This is a genomic window from Pseudomonas sp. C5pp (genome assembly GCF_000814065.1).
Taxonomy (GTDB): Bacteria; Pseudomonadota; Gammaproteobacteria; order Pseudomonadales; family Pseudomonadaceae; genus Aquipseudomonas; species Aquipseudomonas asiatica.
In genome coordinates, this window is the sequence record NZ_JWLN01000014.1 from 58,487 (window position 1) to 79,354 (window position 20,868).

The following is a 20,868-nucleotide window of genomic DNA, read 5'->3' on the forward strand; positions in this document are numbered from 1 at the left end:
TCGTTTCAGCTGCCGAATTTTCTGCCTCGGCTGCCATCCGTGCAAGGCTGTTGAACTGGCCGTTCATGTGAATTTCACAACAATACTCCAGTACCCGACCGGGAACTGCAAAAGGAGAAGGTCATGCTCGAGCTCGCCAAGGAGCAGATAGCCATGGGCCAGAAGGCCGCCGACAAGGCCGAGGCATTGCGCCTGCTGGCCGACCGGCTGGTCGATGACGGCCTGGTCGCCGAGGGATACCTGCAAGGGCTGCAGGCCCGAGAGGCACAAGGCTCCACCTTCCTTGGGCAGGGCATTGCCATCCCCCATGGCACGCCGCAGACCCGTGACCTGGTGTACGCCACCGGCGTGCGCCTGTTGCAGTTTCCCGAGGGCGTGGACTGGGGCGACGGCCAGATGGTCTATCTGGCTATCGGCATCGCCGCCCGTTCCGATGAGCACCTGCGCCTGTTGCAACTGCTGACCCGCGCCCTGGGCGAGACCGACCTGGCCGAAGCTCTGCGGCGCGCCGGTTCCGCGGAGGCGTTGCTGAAGCTGCTGCAGGGCGCGCCTCAGGAACTGGCGCTGGATGCGCAGTTGGTCGGCCTGAACCTGCCGGCCGAAGACTTCGATGAGCTGGCCTGGCGCGGCGCCCGTCTGTTACAGCGTGCCGACTGCGTCGATAGCGGTTTTGCCGCCGTCCTGCAGCAGGCCGAACCGCTGCCGCTGGGCGAGGGCCTGTGGTGGCTGCACAGCGAGCGCCAGGTGCGCCAGCCGGGGCTGGCCTTCATCACCCCGCAGCAGCCGCTGCGTTACCGCGACCAACCGCTCAACGGCCTGTTCTGCCTGGCCAGCCTCGGTGCAGCCCACCAGGCCTTGCTCGAACGCCTGTGCGAAGTGCTGATCGAAGGCCGCGGCCAGATGCTCTACCAGGCTACCAGCAGCCGCGCGGTGCTGGAGGTGCTAGGCGGTGAGGCGCCGAAAGACTGGCCCAGTGCGCGCGTGGTGCTGGCCAACCCGCACGGTTTGCATGCCCGCCCGGCAAAGGTATTGGCGCAACTGGCCAAAGGTTTCGATGGGGAAATCCGCGTGCGGCTGGCGGATAGCGCGCAGCCGGCGGTGTCCGTAAAGAGCCTGAGCAAGCTGCTCAGTCTCGGCGCCCGACGTGGCCAGACACTGGAACTGGTGGCTGAGCCCGGCATCGCCCCCGATGCCTTGCCGGTGCTGTTGGCCGCCATCGAACAAGGCCTGGGTGAAGAGGTGGAGCCACTGCCGCAGAGTGCTGAGGTTGTAGCTGGCGCAGCGGCCGAAGTGCTGCAAGCGCCCGCGGCCGGTAGCCGTATCCACGGCGTGGGTGCTGCGCCCGGCATTGCCAGTGGCCCGGCCCATGTGTGTGTCGAGCGTGAGTTCGACTACCCCCTGCGCGGTGAGTCCTGCGCCCAGGAGCGGCATAAGCTGCGTGAAGCTGTGGCGACCGTGAATGGCGAGCTGCAGGCTTTGGTCCAGCGCAGCGACAAGGCCATTGGCGAAATCTTCGTCACCCATCAGGAAATGCTCGCAGACCCGGCCCTGAGCGACGATGTCGAGCAGCGCCTGGGCCAGGGCGAAAGCGCCGCGGCAGCATGGATGGCCGTGATCGAGGCGGCGGCGCGTCAACAGGAGTCGCTGCACGATGCCTTGCTCGCCGAACGTGCTGCCGACCTGCGTGACATCGGCCGCCGCGTGCTGGCGCAGTTGTGTGGCGTGCAGGCCCAGGCTGAACCCGAGCAACCCTACGTGCTGGTAATGACGGAAGTCGGCCCGTCCGATGTCGCCCGGCTGGACCCGAGCCGCGTCGCCGGTATCGTCACCGCCCAGGGTGGCGCCACCGCCCACAGTGCCATCGTCGCCCGTGCCTTGGGCATTCCGGCGGTGGTGGGCGCGGGGGCGTCGATACTGCTGTTGGACAGCGGCACGCCGTTGCTGCTCGATGGCCAGCGTGGCGTGGTCAGCGTGGCGCCGCCGGCGGATGAACTGCAAAAGGCCCTGGCCGAGCGCGACCTGCGCGAGCAACGCTTGCAGGCCGCCTGGGCCAACCGCTTCGAGCCGGCGGTCACTCGCGATGGTCACGCTGTCGAGGTGTTTGCCAACATCGGCGAGAGCAACGGCATCGCCAAGGTAGTGGAGCAGGGCGCCGAAGGCGTTGGCCTGCTGCGCACCGAGTTGATTTTCATGGCCCACACCCAGGCCCCGGACGTGGCGACCCAGGAAGCCGAGTACCGTCGCGTGCTCGATGGCCTCGACGGGCGCCCGCTGGTGGTGCGCACCCTCGATGTCGGTGGCGACAAGCCGCTGCCGTACTGGCCGATCGCTGCCGAGGAAAACCCGTTCCTCGGTGTGCGCGGCGTACGCCTTACCCTGCAGCGCCCGCAGGTGATGGAAGACCAGTTGCGCGCCCTGCTGCGCGCTGCCGACCAGCGCCCGCTGCGCATCATGTTCCCGATGGTCGGGCAGGTGCATGAATGGCGCGAGGCGCGCGCCATGGTCGAGCGCCTGCGCGCCGAGATCCCGGTAGCCGATCTGCAACTGGGTATCATGGTCGAAGTGCCCTCGGCAGCGCTGTTGGCACCACAACTGGCGCGCGAAGTGGACTTTTTCAGCATCGGCACCAACGACCTGACCCAGTACACCTTGGCCATCGACCGTGGTCACCCCAGCCTCTCGGCCCAGGCCGACGGCCTGCACCCGGCGGTGCTCAGCCTGATCGACATGACCGTGCGCGCCGCCCATGCCCATGGCAAGTGGGTGGGCGTGTGCGGCGAGCTGGCGGCCGACCCGCAGGCAGTGGCCGTGCTGCTGGGCCTGGACGTAGACGAACTCAGCGTCGCCGCGCGCAGCATTGCCGAAGTCAAGGCCCTGGTTCGCCAGGCCGATCACCAGACGGCCCGCGCCCTGGCGCGCGAGGCCCTGCAACAGGACAGCGCCGCAGCGGTTCGCGCGCTGGTGGAGCGTTACTGAATGGCCAAGATCCTCACCCTCACCCTGAACCCTGCGCTGGATATCACCATCGGCCTGGGTACCCTGCGCCCAGGGCAGGTCAATCGCAGCCAGGAGCAGCACAGCCACGCCGCAGGCAAGGGGCTGAACGTTGCCCAGGTACTGGCCGACCTGGGCCACACCGTCACTGTTGGCGGCTTCCTCGGGCGTGACAACCTGCAGCCTTTCGAGGCGCTGATCGACTGGCGCGGCTTCGTCGACTGCTTTGTCCGCGTGCCGGGCGAAACCCGCAGTAATATCAAGCTGGTCGAAGCCGATGGCCGTGTCACCGACATCAACGGCCAAGGCCCGGAAGTCGACGAAGCGGCGCGCAGTGCATTGCTGCGCTGCCTGGCGCAGGTTGCCCCGGGCCACGATGCGGTGGTGGTGGCTGGTAGCCTGCCGCGTGGGATCAGCGCCGACTGGTTCCGACAGTTGCTCGAACAGCTCAAGGCGCAAGGCCTGAAGGTGGCCCTGGACAGCAGCGGTGAAGCCCTGCGTGCCGGCCTGCAGAGCTCGCCCTGGCTGGTCAAGCCCAATACCGAAGAGTTGGGCGAGGTGCTCGGCCTGGCTGTGGATAACCCGGCGCAGCAGCGCGCTGCTGCCGAGCGCCTGCTGGCCAGTGGCGTCGAACACGTGGTGGTGTCGGCGGGAGAGCAGGGCGTCAGCTGGTTCACCCGCGGCCATGCCGTACATGCTTGCCCGCCCAAGGTGCAGGTTGCCAGCACAGTGGGTGCAGGTGATTCGCTGGTGGCCGGCATGGTCCACGGCCTGCTGCAGGGCGAAGCCCCGGCGCAGACCTTGACCCGTGCCACCGCCATCGCTGCACAGGCTGTTACCCAGGTTGGTTTCGGCATCCGTGACCGCGAGCAACTGGCGCATCTGGAAGCTGCCGTGCAACTGACAGAACAAAAAGAGGGTTGCCGATGAATATTGCCATTGTCACTGCCTGCCCCAACGGCCAGGTGTCGAGCGTGCTGAGCGCGCGCTTGCTGTCCGCCGCAGCCCAGCGGCGGGGCTGGAGTACCAGCGTCGAAGTGCAGGGTGCCGGCCACCCCGAGCGGCAACTGAGCGCCACGCAGATCGCCGAGGCCGACTGGGTGCTGGTGGTCAGCACCGGCCCGGTGGACCTGGAGCGTTTCGTCGGCAAGCGCGTGTACCAGAGCACGCCATCCCAGGCTTTGGCCGACCGCGAAGGCTTCCTCGATGAGGCGGCTTCCAGCGCCCGTCTGCTGGCCACGGTGCCAGGCCTTCCGGCTGAAACTGGCAGCGCTGGCGCACGCATCGTCGCCGTCACGGCTTGCCCGACTGGCGTCGCGCATACATTCATGGCCGCGGAAGCCTTGCAGCAGGCTGCGCAGCAACTGGGCTACGAGCTCACCGTCGAGACCCAGGGCTCGGTCGGTGCGCGCAACCCCTTGTCTGCCGAAGCCATCGCTGCAGCGGATGTAGTGCTGCTGGCCGCCGACATCGAAGTGCCCACCGCGCGTTTCGCTGGCAAGCGCATTTACCGTTGTGGCACCGGTATCGCCCTCAAGCAGGCCCGCGCGACCCTCGACAAGGCCCTGGCTGATGCCAAGGTGGAAAACAGCGGCGATGCCGCAGCGGCGAGCACGCCAGCCAAGGGCGAGAAGAGCGGGGTATACAAGCACCTGCTCACCGGCGTGTCGTTCATGCTGCCGATGGTGGTGGCTGGCGGCCTGCTGATTGCCCTGTCGTTCGTATTCGGTATCGAGGCTTACAAAGAAGCGGGCACCTTGCCGGCGGCGTTGATGCAGATCGGTGGCGAGGCTGCGTTCAAGTTGATGGTGCCGCTGCTGGCCGGCTATATCGCCTGGTCCATCGCCGACCGCCCGGGGCTGGCGCCCGGCATGATCGGCGGTCTGCTGGCCAGCACTCTGGGCGCCGGTTTCATCGGGGGTATCGTCGCCGGCTTCCTAGCTGGCTACAGCGCCAAGGCCATTGCCCGCTGGGCGCGCTTGCCCAGCAGCCTGGAGGCACTGAAGCCGATCCTGATCATCCCGCTGCTGGCCAGCCTGTTCACCGGCCTGGTGATGATCTACGTGGTTGGCCAGCCAGTGGCGGCGATGCTGGAAGGGCTCACGCAATTTCTCGACAGCATGGGCACCACCAATGCCATCCTGTTGGGTCTGTTGCTGGGCGGCATGATGTGCGTCGACCTGGGCGGGCCGATCAACAAGGCCGCGTATGCCTTCTCGGTGGGGCTGCTGGCCTCGTCGAGCTATGCGCCGATGGCGGCGACCATGGCCGCCGGCATGGTGCCGCCAATTGGCCTGGGTATCGCCAGCTTCCTGGCCCGACGCAAGTTTGCCCAGAGCGAGCGTGAAGCGGGCAAGGCGGCGTTGGCGCTGGGGCTGTGCTTCATCTCCGAAGGGGCGATCCCGTTTGCCGCCAAGGACCCGCTGCGGGTGATCCCGGCCAGCGTGGCCGGTGGGGCATTGACCGGGGCATTGTCGATGTACTTCGGCTGCAAGCTGATGGCGCCGCATGGCGGCCTGTTCGTGCTGCTGATCCCCAATGCGATCAACCATGCGCTGCTGTACTTGTTGGCGATCGTGGCGGGTAGCCTGCTGACGGCGGTGGTGTATGCGGTGATCAAGAAGAGCGAGCGGGTGGAGTTGGCGGTAGCGCCGGTGAAGGGTTAGAGATTTCAGCTGGCTTTACTGGCCTCTTCGCGGGTGAACCCGCTCCCACAGGTACTGCACAGGCATCAGGTCCGGCGCGGTCTCTGTGGGAGCGGGTTCACCCGCGAAGAGGCCGGAACAGGTCACCGCCCGTGCTTCTGCCGCAACGGCACAAGCAGATCGCCCAGCCCGTTGTGATCGATCTCATGCATCAGCGCCAGCAACCCACCCAATTCCCCCGCCGGGAAACCCTTGCGCGCAAACCAGGCCAGGTAATCCCCTGGCAGGTCGGCAATGATTCGTCCCTGGTACTTGCCAAACGGCATGGTGCGGGTGACCAGCAGTTCGAGGGTTTCCGGCTTCATCATCGGCGCACCTGGCTGTTGAAAAGCGCCGACCATACTGCAATCTGCACGAAGGCCCAAGCGGCAATCATGCAGAACGCCGTGATCAAGCTCAGACCTTGTGTTTCTATCTTATTGATTGTTAAGGAATTTGTAGATAATCCTCGCTTGGCACGAACGCTGCTCCCATACAGATGACTATCACCTGCCAAGGAGTTTGTGCCATGAGCAATCCCAACAAAGACGTGATCGACGTGCTCAACGACCTGATCGAGTACAGCAAGGATGGTGAGAAAGGTTTCAAGGCCTCTGCCGATGATGTGAAGAACCCCGAACTTAAAGCGTTCTTCGTTCAGCGTGCCGGTGAGTGCGCCAATGCGGCCGGCGAACTGCAGAGCGAAGTGCGTCGCCTGGGGGGCGACCCGGAAACCTCCACCAGCATCAGCGGTGACCTGCATCGGGGTTGGGTCAACCTCAAGGCGATGATCACCGGCAAGGATGAGGAAGCGGTGCTGAACGAGGTGGAGCGGGGCGAGGACCATGCCCTCAAGGCCTACAAGGAAGCTCGTGAGAAACTGGTCAAGCTGGGCCGCACCGCCAGCGACCAGACCTACACCTTGGTGGAAAAACAGCTGCAAGGTGTGCAGCGTAACCATGATCAGGTCAGGGCCTTGCGCAACGCCGCGCGCGCCCGCAGCTAGTCCGCAGGCCCCTCTACCCGGTTGCGGCCTTTGGCCTTGGCACGGTAGAGAGCTTCATCGGCAGCACCCAGCACCCTCGCCAGGTCGTGCTGGGTGCCTGACAGGCCGATGCCGATGCTCACCGTGACAGAGTGGGCATCGTCGGCAAACGGTGCCAGCGCCTCGACGCTGGCGCGGATGCGCTCCGCCAGCAGTTGCGCACCGGCCAGGTCAGTTTCCGGCAACACTACCTGGAATTCTTCACCCCCATAGCGCGCCGCCAGATCGGCCGGGCGCCGGATGCACGCCTCGATGGTCCTGGCCACTTCGCGCAAGGCATGGTCGCCACCGGCGTGGCCGTGGCGCTGGTTGAATGCCTTGAAGTGGTCCACATCCACCATCAGCACTGCCAATGACTTGCGATTGCGCTGGGCGCGGGCCCATTCCTGACGGAGTACCTGGTCCAGGTGGCGGCGGTTGGGCAAGCCGGTCAGGCTGTCGGTGGCGGCCAGGTTGGCCAGACCCTGTTCGGCCTCTTGCCGGCGGCGCAACTCGCGGCCCAGCAGCAGGGTCAGCCAGAGGATACCCACACACAGTACCCCTGTGGCGACGCCGACCACGATCGCAGTGCGGCGCCACGACTCGAAAACTTCATCGGCCGAACGCACGACCAGCACGATCAGCGGCAACTGAGCGACCCGGGCAAAGGTGTACATGCGCGGGGTGCCGTTGCGGCTGGAGCGTGCGGTAAAGCTGCCGTTCTGCTCGCTGAGAATGCGTTTGAAATTGGGCCGTTCGGCATAATTGCTGCCAATCGCCGGGTCTTGCGAGCGGCTGGGCTGGCGGGCCAACAGTTGGCCGTCTGTGTTGAGCAGGTTGATGCTGCTATCGTCGCCGATGTCCAGGCGCTGGAACAGGTCACTGAAGTACGACAGGCGCAGTGCCCCCGCGGCCAGGCCGACGAACTCGCCATTGGGCCCGGAAATGCGCCGGCTGAAACTGATGCACCAGTCCAGGTCGCCGAGCCTGGCCTTGAACGGCGGGCCGACCAGCAGGCCGAGGTTGGCGTTGTGCAGATGGGCCTGGAATACCCCTGTACCGCTGAAGTTGGCCTTGCGTGGCACGCTGCTGGTGGAATCGCCCACCACATTGCCTTGCTTGTCCAGCCACAGCACGTCACCGCGCTTGCGGTCGACGAAGGCTTCATTGAATAGCAGGCGTTGGCGCACCGGGCCGGGTATTTCCGGCAGCTCCTTGCGCCCGACCGCCCAGATCAGGCCCTGCAGCGACTGGTCGTAGAGTTCGACATTGCGCAGGATGTCGCTTTCGATCAGCTGGACGATATTGTTGGACGAGCGGATCGCCGACAGCTCGATATTGTCGCGCTCCCGCGCCAGCAGGTAGCTGACGATGGCCACGATGGCGAGCACGGCAAGGCAACTGCCCAGGTTGAGGAGCAGCTCGGGGTGTGACCTGTAGAGTGCGAAACGCGGTGATCGGGAGGTCATGCTCGCTACTGCGTGGGCAGGGCCATTCGCGGCGGCGACATTCTAGGGAAGCGGGGATTGTCGGACAAGATTTGTCCGACGGAATCACGGTATACCTTTTTCTGGACTGACCGCGAACCTTGTGGGAGCGGGCATGCCCGCGAAGCAAGCGCCGCGGTGCATGGCACCGGCTTCGCCGGTGTTCGCGGGCACGCCCGCTCCCACAGGTTGGATGTATAGCTTGCGGGCCTGGATCAGAACACGTTCAACGGGTAATCCACGATCACCCGCAGTTCATCGTTGTCGCTGTTGCTGTCGATCGACGCATAACCCTGGCTGCCGCGGTGGGTGGCATAGCGCACCAGCACCGACAGGTCCTTCAGGTCACCCTCCTGGAACACGTACTTCACGTCCACGTCGCGCTCCCAGTGCATGGCGTTCTTGCCATCGGCACGGTAGTAGTCGTAGTGGGTGGTGTCCTGGACCGCCTTGGTCAGGTCGGCTTCACCGCGCGAGTACGACAGCACCGTACTCAGGCCAGGGATGCCCACACCAGCGAAGTCATAGTTGTACTGCAGCTTCCACGAGCGCTCGTTCGGTGCGTTGAAGTCCGAGTACATGCGCGAGTTGTCCAAATAGACGCTGTCGCCCAGGTTGATGTAGTCGAACGGCGTGTTGCCATTGACCCGCTGGTAGGCGGCGGTGACGCTGTGGAACCCGGCGTTGACGGTGAAATGCACGCTGTAGGTGTTGTTGTCGATCTTGCCCAGCAGTGCCTGGCCGGTGTCCTGAGTGTGATAGAAGTGCACGCCCGGGTTCAGGCTGACCAGATCGTTGACCACATAGGTGTAGTCGAAATCGGCGTAGTACTGGTTCCAGATGTCCTTCAGTTCGGCCGCATACAGGTTGGCAGTGATGTTCGGGGTGCCACTCCACGACGCGCCGGCCCAGTTCAGGTGCTTGCTTTTGTCATGCTCGCCCAGCGAACCGTAGTAGGTGTCGATGCGGCGGTGGCCGCTCTGGTTGTACGGCTTGGTGAAGCTCACCTGGCCGCCTTCGAGCAGCAGGCCGTCGATGCTGGTGTTGGTCAGGCTCACACCACGGAAGGTCTGCGGCAGCATGCGGGTTTCGCCGCCAGCGATCACCGGGTTGGTGAGGAACAGGTCACCGGCTTTCAGCTCGGTGTCGAACGCCTTGAGCTTGACTGCGGCACCGGCGGTGGAGAAGGAGTGCGGGGCAGCACCCAGTTCGTCTTCGTTCTTCTGGTGGGTCGGCAGGATGCTGGTGCCAGCATGGCCGCCGCCCCCGTCGAGCTTCAGGCCCAGTATGGCATGGGCGTCCAGGCCAAAGCCGACCACACCCGGGGTGTAGCCCGACTCGAAACGTGCAACCGCACCTTGGCCCCACTCGCGGGTGTCGCGCACGCCGGCGTTGTGGTTGTCGCGGTTGAAGTAGGCATTACGGAAATGCAGGTTGAAGGACGAGCCTTCGATGAAGCCATCAGCCTTGTCTTCATCTGCCTGGGCGGCGAAAGGGATCGTTGCAGTCAACGCAATGAACAGCGGGGTAAAACGAAACGCGGAAGGCACCGGTACTAGCTCCTTGGGTCTGGCGGTGGGGCAGTTTTTATTTTCGAATGTGCGTCTTTTTTTATAGGTGAACGTTACAGCTTGGCTGATAGTTGAAGCACATAAAAAAAGCCGCTGATCGGCAGCGGCTTTAAAAGGCTAACATATCGGCACTGGTAGTGCCCATGGCGTAGCCAAGGGAAAACGGGAGCAGCGACAGCACTTGATCAGCTGTCGGCATTGGCATCGACAGAGTTCTTGGAAGCTGTCTGGTTAGCGTCTTTTGCGGTGTCTACCTGCTGTGCGGCTACGGCTTCGCGGGCCTCTTGGTGGACTGCGGCGAACTCAGCATTACGGGTGACGAAAGCCTTGGATTCTTCAGCCATGGCCAGGGGCGACAACAACAGGGAAGACAGGACGAAGACGCTGGCAATACCCATACTGTTGGACATTTGAAACTACCTTCTTGCGATGCAAGTGCTAATGAGGACGGGGGTAAAGTTAGTCCTTTCAATGCACTTGAAACAGAGCGAAGAGCGATAAGCACTGTTGCGCAAAAGGTAACTATCGCAGTAAAAGCAATTGGACTTTCGGCGCAAACCCCCGGCCTAGAGCACTTCCGCGCTTCTTTGTAGGAGCAGCCTTGTGCTGCGAAAGGGCCAGTGAAGGTATCAGAGGATATTGGGGTCTACCGGCCCTTTCGCAGCGCAAGGCTGCTCCTACGCGGGCGGGGTAGGCCTTGAGGTTGGTAACTGGATACCAAAGGTATTGGCCCCCGCGGCACTACGCACGAACACCTCCCCACCATGCATCAGCGCAATCGCCTTGACGATCGCCAACCCCAACCCATGGTTACCCCCACCACTATTGCTACGTGCCGCATCCACCCGGTAGAAGCGTTCGAACAACAACGGCAGGTGCTCATCGTCGATCGCCGGCCCCGGGTTGCTCACGGCGATACTGACCTGCTCCGGCTCGGCAGCGATCTGCACCTCGATCACCTGGTGCGGTGCGGTGTGCTGCACGGCGTTGTTCAGCAGGTTGATCAGCGCCCGGCGCAGCTGGGCCTTTTCGATGGGCGCCTGGGCGTCACCGCTCACACTCACGCTGACTTGCGCATCTTCGAGAATGTAGTCCAGGTAGTCCAGGGTGGTCGCCACTTCCTGGGCCAGCGAGGCCTGGGTCAGGGCAGTGGCCTTGCTGCCCTGGTCGGCACTGGCCAGGAACAGCATGTCGTTGATGATGCTGCGCAGGCGCTCCAGCTCCTCAAGGTTCGATTGCAGCACTTCGAAGTAATGCTCGGCGCTGCGCCCTCGGGTCAGTGCAACCTGGGTCTGGCCGATCAGGTTGGTCAGCGGCGAGCGCAGTTCGTGGGCGACGTCGGCATTGAACGCCTCCAGCCGCGAGTAGGCCTGGCTTACCCGGTCGAGCGCAGCATTGAAGGCGCCGGCGAACTGCGCCAGTTCCGGGGCCAGGGCGTGGGTCTGCAGGCGCCCGTCCAGGCGCGGAGGGGCCAGGGCCTGGGCCTCAACGGACAATGCCAGCAGCGGGCGCAGGCCGATACGCGCCACCCAGTAGCCCAGCAGCGAGGCCAGCAGCACGCCGAGCACCGCCAGCCCGACAATCGCCACCAGCAGGCTGTGCTGCGCCTGCCAGAAGGTTTCGGTGTCGATGCCGATCAGAAAGCGCAGCGGCGGCCGCTCGCCCAGGGCCGGCAGTTCGCTGACCAGCACCTTGTAAGGGTAGGGCCGGTCGGGCAGGTGCAGGTCGCGCATGCCCTGCGGGCCTTCGGCGAAGGCGCGGACCAGCTCGCTGGGGTGGCCGTATTCGTAGGCCGGGTTGCTGCTGACCACCCAGAAGCGAATGCGCTTGTCCTCTTCACTTAGCAGGTTGAGCTTGTTGTTGATCTTGACCCAGTGTTCCGGTGTGCCGAAGCGGTTGAGGGTGGACTCGAGCACACTGAAGCGCGCGTCCAGCTCGGCTTGCGGCAGCAGGTCGAGGCTGCGGTCTACCTGGCGGTACAGCGCCGAACCGATCAGCAGGAACACGCCCAGCGCCACCAGGATGAACAGCGCCGACAGGCGCAGCGCGATGGAATTACCCCGCACGGCTTTCCAGGACATAGCCCATGCCTCGGATGGTGTGCAGCAACTTGTTGTCGAAAGGCCCGTCGAGCTTGGCGCGCAGGCGCTTGATCGCCACTTCGACGACGTTGGCATCGCTGTCGAAATTGATGTCCCAGACCAGCTCTGCAATCGCTGTCTTTGACAGAATTTCGCCCTGCCGGCGGGCCAGCACGCTGAGCAGTGAGAACTCCTTGGCCGTCAGCTCAAGGCGTTGGCCGGCGCGGGTGGCCTTGCGCGCCATCAGGTCGATCCACAGGTCACCTACCTGCACCTGCAGCGGTTCATGATTGCTGCTACGGCGTGTCAGGGCTTGCAGGCGGGCGACCAGTTCGAGGAAGGAAAACGGCTTGCCCAAGTAGTCGTCGGCACCCTCGCGCAGGCCATGGATACGGTCTTCGACCCGTTCACGGGCGGTCAGCATGATGACCGGTGTCTGCTTGCGCGCGCGCAGGGCGCGCAGCACGCCATAACCGTCCAGGCCCGGCAGCATCACATCCAGCACGATCACTGCGTAGTCACCTTCCAGGGCCAGGTGCAGGCCATCGATGCCGTCCCGCGCCAGGTCGACGGTAAACCCCTGTTCGCTGAGGCCGCGATGCAGGTAGTCGGCGGTTTTTTCTTCGTCTTCGATGATCAGCACACGCATGGTCTTGTCCTAACTGGCACTGGGCGCCGCCGCACGGGCGGCCTGACGGCGGTGGAACAGGCGCTCCAGGGCCAAGTATATGACCGGGGTGGTGAACAGCGTCAGCGCCTGGCTCACCAGCAGGCCGCCAACCACGGCGATGCCCAGTGGCTGGCGCAGTTCGGAACCGGTGCCGAAGCCGAACATCAGCGGCACCGCGCCGAGCAAGGCGGCCAGGGTGGTCATTATGATCGGCCGGAAGCGCGTCAGGCAGGCCTGATGGATCGCCTGCTCCGGGGTCAGGCCCTGGCGGCGTTGGGCCTCCAGGGCGAAGTCGATCAGCAGGATGCCGTTTTTCTTGACGATACCGATCAGAAGCACCACGCCGATCAGCCCCATGATGCTGAAGTCCTGGCCCAAGGCCCACAGCAGGATCAGCGCGCCGAGGCCGGCCGAGGGCAGGGTGGAGATGATCGTCAGCGGGTGGACGAAGCTTTCGTACAGCACGCCGAGGATGATGTACACCGCCACCAGCGCAGCCAGGATCAGCCACGGCTGGCTCGACAGCGAACTCTGGAAGGCCTGGGCCGCGCCCTGGAAGTTGCCGCTGATGAAGTCGGGCATGCCGAGCTCGCGCTGGGTGCGCTCGAGGATGGTCACCGCATCGCCCAGGGCCACGCCCGGGGCCAGGTTGAACGACAGGTTGGCTGCCGGGAACAGGCCGTCGTGGCTGATCGACAGCGGCCCGGTGCTGGGCGCCGCTACATGGGCTACTGCCGACAGCGGTACCATCTCGTTGGTCAGCGGCGAGCGCAGGTAGAAGTAGTTGAGGCTTTCGGCCTTGCCGCGCTGGCGGGCATCCAGTTCGAGGATCACCTTGTACTGGTTGGTCTCGGTCTGGAATTCACTGATCTGCCGCTGGCCGAAGGCGTCGTACAACGCCTGGTCGACGTCGGTGGTGGTCAGGCCGAAACGTGCCGCGGCCTGGCGGTCGATATCGATGCGGGTGACGCTGGCACCCAGTTGCAGATCGTTGGACAGGTCGCGGAACGCCGGGTTTTCCCGCAGGCGCTCGGTCAGGCGCTGGGTCCACAGGTTCAGCGCCATGCCGTCGTTGCTCTTGAGCACGTACTGGTACTGGGTGCGCGACGGACCGGAGCTTAGGTTGATGTCCTGGCCGGCACGCATGTACAGGACGATGCCTGGTACCTGGGCCAGCTTGGGTCGCAGCCGGTCGATCAGTTCGCTGGCCGACACATCGCGTTCGCCACGCGGCTTGAGGGCGATCCAGAAACGGCCGTTGGCGATGGTCTGGTTGCTGCCGGTGACGCCCACCGAGTGGGAGAACGCGCGCACCGCCGGGTCGGCCTCGATGATTTTGGCCAGCGCCTGGTGCTTCTCGATCATCGACGGGTACGACACATCCGCCGCCGCCTCGCTGGTGCCAAGGATGAGGCCGGTGTCCTGCAGCGGGAAAAAGCCCTTTGGGATACCCACATAACCGGCCACCGCCAGGGCCAGGGTCAGGCCGAACACGCCGAGGGTCAGGCGCTGGTGGGAGAGGGCGCGGTCCAGGCCCTTTTCGTACCACCTGACCAGCCGCTCGCCGAAGCCGCCCTTGTGCTCTCCGGGCGGGCGGCGCATGAACAGTGCGCACAGGGTTGGCGCCAGGGTCAGCGAAACCACCACCGAAATCAGGATGGTGGCGGTGGCGGTAAGGGCGAACTCCTTGAACAGCCGGCCTACCACGCCGCCCATGAACAGCAGCGGGATTAACGCGGCGATCAGCGAGAAACTGATCGACACCACGGTGAAGCCGATTTCCCCGGCGCCCTTGAGCGCTGCCGTGCGGCTGTCGTCGCCGGCCTCCAGGTGGCGGTGGATGTTCTCCACCACGACGATGGCATCGTCGACCACGAAGCCCACCGAGATGACGATGGCCACCAGGGTCAGGTTGTTCAGGCTGAAGCCGAAGATGTACATCAGCGCGCAACTGGCGATCAGCGATACGCCAAGCACGCTGGACACCACCATGGTCGCCGACCACTGGCGCAGGAACAGCGCCATCACCCCGATCACCAAGGCCACGGCGATCATCAGGGTCAGCTCCACTTCATGCAGCGAGGCACGGATGGTCTGGGTGCGGTCCTGCAGCACCGACACTTCGACCGAGGCTGGCAGCATCTCCTGCAGCTTGGGCAGGGCAGCCAGTACCCGGTCCACGGTATCGACGATGTTGGCGCCTGGCTGGCGGAAAATCACCAGGTTCAGCCCGGGCTGGTCGCCGGACCAGGCTTTGACGTAGGCGTTCTCGGCGCCATTGATCACCTTTGCCACGTCCCTCAGGTGCACTGGTGCACCGTCACGGTAGGAGACGATCAGCTGGGCGTAGTCGTCTGGATGGAACAACTGGTCGTTGGCGGCGATGGTCGAAACGCTGTGCTCGCCGTACAGCGCCCCCTTGGCCAGGTTCAGGCTGGTCTGCTGGATGGCCTGGCGCAAGTCGGCCAGTGTCAGGCCGATGGCGGCCAGTTTCTCGGGGTGCGCCTGCACACGGATCGCCGGGCGCAGTTGCCCGGTGATATTGATCAGGCCGACCCCGTCGATCTGGCTCAGCTGGCGCGCGAGCAGGGTTTCGGCGTAGTCGCTGAGGTCGTTGCCAGGCATCTGGCTGGAGCTTACCGTCAGCACCAGCACCGGGCTGTCCGCCGGGTTGACCTTGCGCCAGGTCGGCGGGTTGGGCAGGTCTTGCGGCAGGCGCGCGGTGGCGGTGTTGATGGCCGCCTGCACTTCCTGGGCGGCGGTGTCGATGTTTTTGTCTAGCGTGAACTGCAGGATCAGGTTGGTCGAGCCCAGTGCGCTGCTGCTGGTCATCTGGGTCATGCCGGGGATGGCGCTGAACTGCACTTCCAGCGGCGTGGCCACCGACGAGGCCATGGTTTCCGGGCTGGCGCCGGGCAGCTGGGCGGTGACCTGGATGGTCGGGAAGTCGGCTTCCGGCAGTGGTGCCACCGGCAGGCGCGGGAAGGCGATGGCCCCCAGCAGCACCAGGGCGAAGGTCAGCAGCAGGGTAGCGATGGGGTGGTCGATGCACCAGGCCGAAACACCGTTGCGCGTGTTCATGGCTGGCTCCGCCGGTCGGCCATTTCCGACGGCGCGGGGGCATCGGGGGCCACCTCGACCCGCGAACCTGGCTTGAGCCGCGACTGGCCATCGAGCACCAGGCGCTCGCCCGGCTTGACCCCGGCAATGATGTTGAGCCCGCTGTCCTGGTACAGCACCTTGACCGGCACGCTGGTGACCTTGTCACCGTCCAGGCGGTAGACGAAGTGCCCGTCGACGCCGCGCTGTACCACAGGCGGCGGTACCACCAGGGCGTTTTCTTCCACGGCGGTGCGCAGGCGGATGGTGACCAGCTGGCCCGGCCACAGGCGGCCGTCCTTGTTGTCGAACTCGGCTTTTACCCGCACGGTGCCGGTGGTGGCGGAGATCTGATTGTCGATCAGTGCCAGGTGGCCTTCACCGAGCAGGCTGCGTTCGCCGTCGGCATCCATGTAGGCCTGCACCAGTGCCGGGGTGGGCGCCTTCAGCAGGCTTTGCAGGGTTGGCAGCATTTGCTGCGGCAGGGCGAATTCGACGGCGATCGGGTCGATCTGGGTGACGCTGAACAGGCTGCGGGTATCGCTGGTGCGCACCAGGTTGCCGGGGTCGACGTTGCGAATACCTACCCGGCCGGTCACTGGCGAGCGGATCTGCGTGTACGACAGCTGCACCTCGGCATTGGCGATGGCCGCCTGGTTGCCCTTGACCGTGGCTTGCAGGCGGTTGACCAGGGCCTGCTGCTGGTCGAGCGTCTGCTTCGACACGCCGTTGTCGGTACTCAGCAGGCGGTAGCGCTGCAGGTCGACGTTGGCTACCTGGATCTGCGCCTGGCTCTGGCCAAGTTCGGCACGGGCCTGGTCGAGGTTGGCGCGGATGGCGCGGTCGTCGAGGGTGGCCAGCAGGTCACCTTCCTTCACCCACTGGCCTTCCTTGACCAGCACCTGGGTCAGTACCCCCTCCACTTGCGGGCGCACCTCGACGCTGTGCAGCGACAGCACCGAGCCGATGGCGCTGGCATAGCGCGGCACGTTCTGCTGGACGACGCTGACCACGCGCACCGGGATGGCGGTTTGCGCGCGGGTGGCAGGTGCTGGCTGGCGCTGGCCGAACCAGAGGCCCGCTACCGCCAGGACCAGGAGCGCCAGGGCGGCGAGGATGACAGGGCGGGACGGACGTCGCATCGGTGCGGGCACCTTGGCCATAGGGGAGGGAAGTGGCTGTATTCAATCTTATAGCCCTCGAACCGGGTCGGCAGCGTGACCGCTGGCTGACAGCGCTGTCAGTTTCGCCTGTTCCGCGGGAGATTGTTCGCCTTTTGCGCTGCGCTGTCGCGCGGCGATCTGCGTTCCCTGTGGGAGCGGGTTTACCCGCGAAGAATCCAGCGCGGTACATGGCACCGGCTCCGCCGGTGTTCGCGGCTAAAGCCGCTCCCACAGGGATGGCGCCGGTTCATAGATCTGGAACAGGACAGTTGCTCCCGCCAAGGCATAGCTAGAAGCTGATGAAGGCGTAATACACCGGGGGCTCGCTGGTGGTGCGCAAACCATGTTCCTGCAAGCTCGCCACCAGCGCCGCGTCCTCCACGTGCAGGGCCCACTGTGCCAGGCCAGCCTCCGGTATCTGCTCCAGACCCGCGCGGAAGGCCCCCATATCAGGCAGGTAGGCAGTAAATCCGTTGCCCTTGAGCGCACTGGTGGTCATGCCCAGCGCCTGGCACACCGCCACCTTGGCGGCGATGTCATTGCGGTCGGCCTGGCGCGAGGCCTGCACCAGCGCCTCCAGCCCGGCATCGACCAGTTGCCTGCCGTGAATCAGCTCCGGCCCCTGTTGCCAGGCTTCCGGCGGGCAGTCCTTGCTGCCCGGGCGCAGCGGTATATGCGGGTTGATTTCCACCGGGTAGATGCGACAGACCAGCGGGCGCTGGTCGTAGATGGTGCACAGGTCGTTGTCGTCGAGGTTGCGGCAGCGCCCGGGGTTGAACGCGGCAAAGGTCACCGAGACGCGCGCCTCGCCGTCGCCACAGGGCACTGGATGGGAACGACGCAGCACATGATCACGCTGTTCTACCGGCATGCCAGGGCCGTCCGCCACGAAGGCTTCGATCAGTACCACCACCTGGCCGTCGTTGTCTGCCCAGCGGCGCGCTTCGGCCAGGGTCAAGGGCACGTGGTGGCCGGTACAGCACTTGCCGCAGCCGGTACAGGCGAAACGCAGGCTGTCGGTCACTTGACCTCCGGGCTCCACTCGCTGACGAAGGCACGCTGGTGCTGGCGGTCGTACAGGCACAGCTCGGTGCCGGTACGCTGCTGCATGTGCTTCTGGGGGTAGACGCCTTCGATCAGCAGGGCACTCATGCCGACCTGGTCATCGAACTCGGCCGGCTTGCTGCGGGCGTGAGCATCCTTGAACTGGCTGGCGGCCAGGCAAGACTTGAGCATCTGCTGGCGCTGCTCGTTCCAGGCCTGGCTGCTGGAGGCCTGGGCGATACCGCTGAAGAGGGCGAAACTGATCAGGATAGAGCTGAAAAACTTCATACGGATTCCGGCAAGTTACTTGCGAGGGGGGCGAATTATGCCCGACTCGACCCCGACGGCAAGCCGGGGAGTTTGTCTCCGAATATATCAGCGCTCGGCGAACACCACGGCGCGCGCCGCCACCACCAGACAATCGGTCAGCTCTGGCGAGGAAAACTTGGTGAGGATGGCATTGGCCCCGGCCTGGGTCGCCTTTTCACTGCTCATCGCGCTGTCCAGCGAGGTGTGCAGCAGTATGTACAGGTGCTGGAAGTCGGGGGTTTCGCGCAGGGTGCGTGTGAAAGCGTAGCCGTCCATTTCGCTCATTTCGATGTCGGAGACGATCACGTTGATTTCCTGTGCGGTGCCCTGCAGTTCCAGCAACACGTTGATGGCGTCCTTGGCGCTGCGCGCGGTATGGCATTCGACGCCGAGGTTGCGCAGGGTGTGCACCGACTGTTGCAGGGCTACCTGGCTGTCATCCACCACCAGGATATTGGCGGCGGCCAGCAGGCTGGCGTCTTCCTCGCTCAGGGTGGCGTGATGCGGTTCGGGCACCGGCGGGGCGATGGCGTGGATGACTTTTTCGATGTCCAGCACCTGCACCAGAGTGTTGTCGACCCGGGTCACGCCGGTGATGAACGAGCGGCTGCCCGAGCCATAGGGAGGTGGTTTGATGTCGGTGCTCAGGCAATGCACGATGCGGCTGACCGCCTGCACATGCAGGCCCTGGCGCGAGCGGCTGATCTCGGTGACGATCAGGCAGCCGCCGTCCGGGTCGGCCAGCGGCCGTTCGCCAATGGCGCGGGACAGGTCGATGACCGACAGCGAATTGCCGCGCAGGGTTGCCACGCCTTTCACGTGGGGGTGCGATTCGGGCAGCTTGGTCAACGGTGGGCAGGGGATTATCTCGCTGACCTTGAGCAGGTTGATTGCCATCAACTTGCCGCTGCGCAGGGTGAACAGCAGCAGGGACAGCGAGTCCGCGCGGGCATTTTGCGTGGCCATGGTGACCTTCGTGGGGAACAGGGGATAACCGGTTATCGGCCTGTTCGGGCTTGGCTTTAGTCATTTTGCACCGAGCCAAGGAATGCTCGGGACCCTGTGGGAGCGGCTTTAGCCGCGAACACCGGCGCGGCCGGTGCCATGCACCGCGTTGGATTCTTCGCGGCTAAAGCCGCTCCCACAGGTACCGCGCTGGTTTCAATCAGCGCAGCCCCAGCCGACGGGCCAGGCGGCTAAGGTTGGCGCGGTCCAGGCCGAGTTCCCGGGCAGCCGCTGCCCAGTTTTCCTGGTGCCGCTGCAGGCAGGCCTCGATCAGCAGGCGCTGGTAGTCGTCGACGGCTTCGCGCAGGCCCCCTTCGGCTAGCGGTGCCGCCGGCAAGGGCGCGGCAGGGGAGGGCGGGGTGTCGGGCGTTGCGGTTGCGCGCAGGTCCAGGTCGATGGCTTCCAGGGTGAGGATGCGTGGCCTGTCGGAATGTTGGCCCAGCGCCTTGAGCGCCGAGCGGCCGATCAGGTGTTCCAGTTCACGTACGTTGCCTGGCCAGTCGTAGGCCAGCAGCGCGGCCTGGGCTTCGCTGCTCAGGCGCAGGCTGTTCAGGCCCAGGCGCGAACGGTTCTGTTCGAGGAAGTAGCCAGCCAATAGCAGCACATCACGCCCACGTTCGCGCAACGGCGGAACGTGCAGCGGGTATACGCTGAGGCGGTGGTAGAAGTCGGCGCGGAAGTTGCCAATACGCACCTCCGCTGCCAGGTCGCGGTTGGTGGCTGCGATCAGGCGCACATCCACCCGGTGTTCGCGATCCGAGCCCAGGCGTTGCAACTGGCCGCTCTGCAGTACGCGCAACAACTTGGCCTGCACCGTCAGTGGCAGTTCACCGACTTCGTCGAGGAACAGTGTGCCGCCGTTGGCGAGCTCGAACTTGCCGCGGCGCTCGCCATGGGCGCCGGTGAAGGCTCCGCGTACATGGCCGAACAGTTCGCTTTCCACCAGGGTGTCAGGCAGGGCGGCGCAGTTGAGGCTGACCAACGGCTTGTCGGCGCGGTTGCTTGCCTGGTGCAGGGCCTGGGCCACCAACTCCTTGCCGACGCCGGTCTCACCGGTTATCAGTACGGTCAGGTCACTGCCACCGACCAGGCGGATTTCCTCGACCAGGCGCTTGTGCGCGGGGCTCTGGCCAATCAGCTCTCTGTCCTGGCCGCTGGCCTGGCGGTAGATTTCCGCGCGGCGGTGTTCGTCTTCCGCGCGCAGGGCCAGGTGCTCGATGCGCTCCGCCACGGTGACCGTGGCGGCGGCCAGGCTGGCGAAGGCCTGCAGGGCGCCCAGCTCCAGGCTCTGGAACTGCCCGGGGGTGAGGGCATCGAGGGTAACCAGGCCCCAAGGGCGCTCTTCGACCATCAACGGGCAACCCATGCAGTCATGTACTTCCAGGTTGGCATCGGGGGCGTTGACCAGGCCGTCGTAAGGGTCGGGTAGCTCGGAGTCGCTGGCGAAGCGGGTGGGTTCCCGGCTGCTGAGCAGGATCTGGAAGCGTGGATGCTCGCTGACTCGGAAGCGCCGGCCCAAGGTATCGGGGCTCAGGCCGTCCACTGCCAGCGGCACCAGCCACTCGCCGTCCAGGCGCAGCAGCGCGGCGGCATCACAGGGCAGCAACCCCCGCATGGCCTGCAGCAGGCGGCGATAGCGTTCCTGGTCGGGCAGGTCGCGGGAAAGGTCGCTGACCAGGGGCAGCAGGGTGGTGAGCAGGGGCTTCGTGGTCATATGGACTCCTGTGGGTCGATATG

16 protein-coding genes are annotated in these 20,868 nt (G+C 65.0%); 4 read left to right on the forward strand and 12 right to left on the reverse strand.

Annotated elements, in window-relative coordinates; translation table 11 throughout:
* Positions 1-123: 123 nt before the first annotated feature.
* Genes ptsP through RR51_RS13675 form a run of 3 tightly spaced genes read left to right on the forward strand, consistent with a single transcriptional unit; the run spans position 124 to position 5,660 of the window.
* On the forward strand, positions 124-2,976 hold the full coding sequence (gene ptsP, locus RR51_RS13665; protein ID WP_039613818.1) for a phosphoenolpyruvate--protein phosphotransferase: 2,853 nt from the start codon (positions 124-126) through the stop codon (positions 2,974-2,976).
* Positions 2,977-3,924 (forward strand): 1-phosphofructokinase, encoded by a 948-nt coding sequence (gene pfkB, locus RR51_RS13670; protein ID WP_039613819.1) that lies wholly within the window; start codon positions 2,977-2,979, stop codon positions 3,922-3,924. It abuts the gene before it with no gap.
* Positions 3,921-5,660, forward strand: a complete 1,740-nt coding sequence (locus RR51_RS13675; protein ID WP_039613820.1) for a PTS fructose-like transporter subunit IIB — start codon at positions 3,921-3,923, stop codon at positions 5,658-5,660. Before pfkB ends, RR51_RS13675 begins: the two co-directional genes overlap by 4 nt.
* A 122-nt stretch (positions 5,661-5,782) precedes the next feature.
* On the opposite strand, the gene RR51_RS13680 is transcribed toward RR51_RS13675, so the two are convergent.
* Positions 5,783-6,004, reverse strand: coding sequence for a DUF3820 family protein (locus RR51_RS13680; protein WP_015268980.1), 222 nt, complete (start codon positions 6,002-6,004; stop codon positions 5,783-5,785).
* A 203-nt stretch (positions 6,005-6,207) separates the two neighbouring features.
* Here RR51_RS13680 and RR51_RS13685 point away from each other — a divergent pair, with 203 nt between their 5' ends.
* Positions 6,208-6,684: a ferritin-like domain-containing protein gene (locus tag RR51_RS13685; protein WP_039613821.1), complete on the forward strand. Its 477-nt coding sequence runs from the start codon at positions 6,208-6,210 to the stop codon at positions 6,682-6,684.
* On the opposite strand, the gene RR51_RS13690 is transcribed toward RR51_RS13685, so the two are convergent.
* The 11 genes from RR51_RS13690 to norR all read right to left on the reverse strand — a co-directional run bounded on the left by RR51_RS13690 (position 6,681) and on the right by norR (position 20,845).
* Complete coding sequence (locus RR51_RS13690) at positions 6,681-8,171, reverse strand: sensor domain-containing diguanylate cyclase (protein WP_039613822.1); 1,491 nt, start codon at positions 8,169-8,171, stop codon at positions 6,681-6,683. The two genes, RR51_RS13685 and RR51_RS13690, sit on opposite strands and share 4 nt — an antisense overlap.
* A 233-nt stretch (positions 8,172-8,404) precedes the next feature.
* Entirely contained in the window at positions 8,405-9,739 is a 1,335-nt protein-coding gene (locus RR51_RS13695) for an OprD family porin (RefSeq protein WP_039613823.1), read from the reverse strand.
* 206 nt (positions 9,740-9,945) lie between these two features.
* Entirely contained in the window at positions 9,946-10,170 is a 225-nt protein-coding gene (locus tag RR51_RS13700) for a hypothetical protein (protein WP_015268983.1), read from the reverse strand.
* 267 nt (positions 10,171-10,437) lie between these two features.
* Positions 10,438-11,841, reverse strand: a complete 1,404-nt coding sequence (locus RR51_RS13705) for a heavy metal sensor histidine kinase (protein ID WP_039613824.1) — start codon at positions 11,839-11,841, stop codon at positions 10,438-10,440.
* Positions 11,816-12,490: a heavy metal response regulator transcription factor gene (locus RR51_RS13710; RefSeq protein ID WP_024086289.1), complete on the reverse strand. Its 675-nt coding sequence runs from the start codon at positions 12,488-12,490 to the stop codon at positions 11,816-11,818. The genes RR51_RS13705 and RR51_RS13710 overlap by 26 nt, the downstream gene beginning before the upstream one ends.
* Positions 12,491-12,499: 9 nt before the next feature.
* Positions 12,500-15,592 (reverse strand): multidrug efflux RND transporter permease subunit, encoded by a 3,093-nt coding sequence (locus RR51_RS13715; RefSeq protein WP_039613825.1) that lies wholly within the window; start codon positions 15,590-15,592, stop codon positions 12,500-12,502.
* Entirely contained in the window at positions 15,589-16,752 is a 1,164-nt protein-coding gene (locus RR51_RS13720) for an efflux RND transporter periplasmic adaptor subunit (RefSeq protein WP_039613854.1), read from the reverse strand. Before RR51_RS13720 ends, RR51_RS13715 begins: the two co-directional genes overlap by 4 nt.
* 310 nt (positions 16,753-17,062) lie before the next feature.
* On the reverse strand, positions 17,063-17,797 hold the full coding sequence (locus tag RR51_RS13725; protein ID WP_039613826.1) for a YkgJ family cysteine cluster protein: 735 nt from the start codon (positions 17,795-17,797) through the stop codon (positions 17,063-17,065).
* Positions 17,794-18,105, reverse strand: a complete 312-nt coding sequence (locus tag RR51_RS13730; RefSeq protein WP_015268989.1) for a hypothetical protein — start codon at positions 18,103-18,105, stop codon at positions 17,794-17,796. The genes RR51_RS13725 and RR51_RS13730 overlap by 4 nt, the downstream gene beginning before the upstream one ends.
* An 87-nt stretch (positions 18,106-18,192) precedes the next feature.
* Positions 18,193-19,092, reverse strand: a complete 900-nt coding sequence (locus RR51_RS13735; protein WP_015268990.1) for a chemotaxis protein — start codon at positions 19,090-19,092, stop codon at positions 18,193-18,195.
* A gap of 199 nt (positions 19,093-19,291) precedes the next feature.
* On the reverse strand, positions 19,292-20,845 hold the full coding sequence (gene norR, locus RR51_RS13740; protein WP_039613827.1) for a nitric oxide reductase transcriptional regulator NorR: 1,554 nt from the start codon (positions 20,843-20,845) through the stop codon (positions 19,292-19,294).
* Positions 20,846-20,868: the final 23 nt, after the last annotated feature.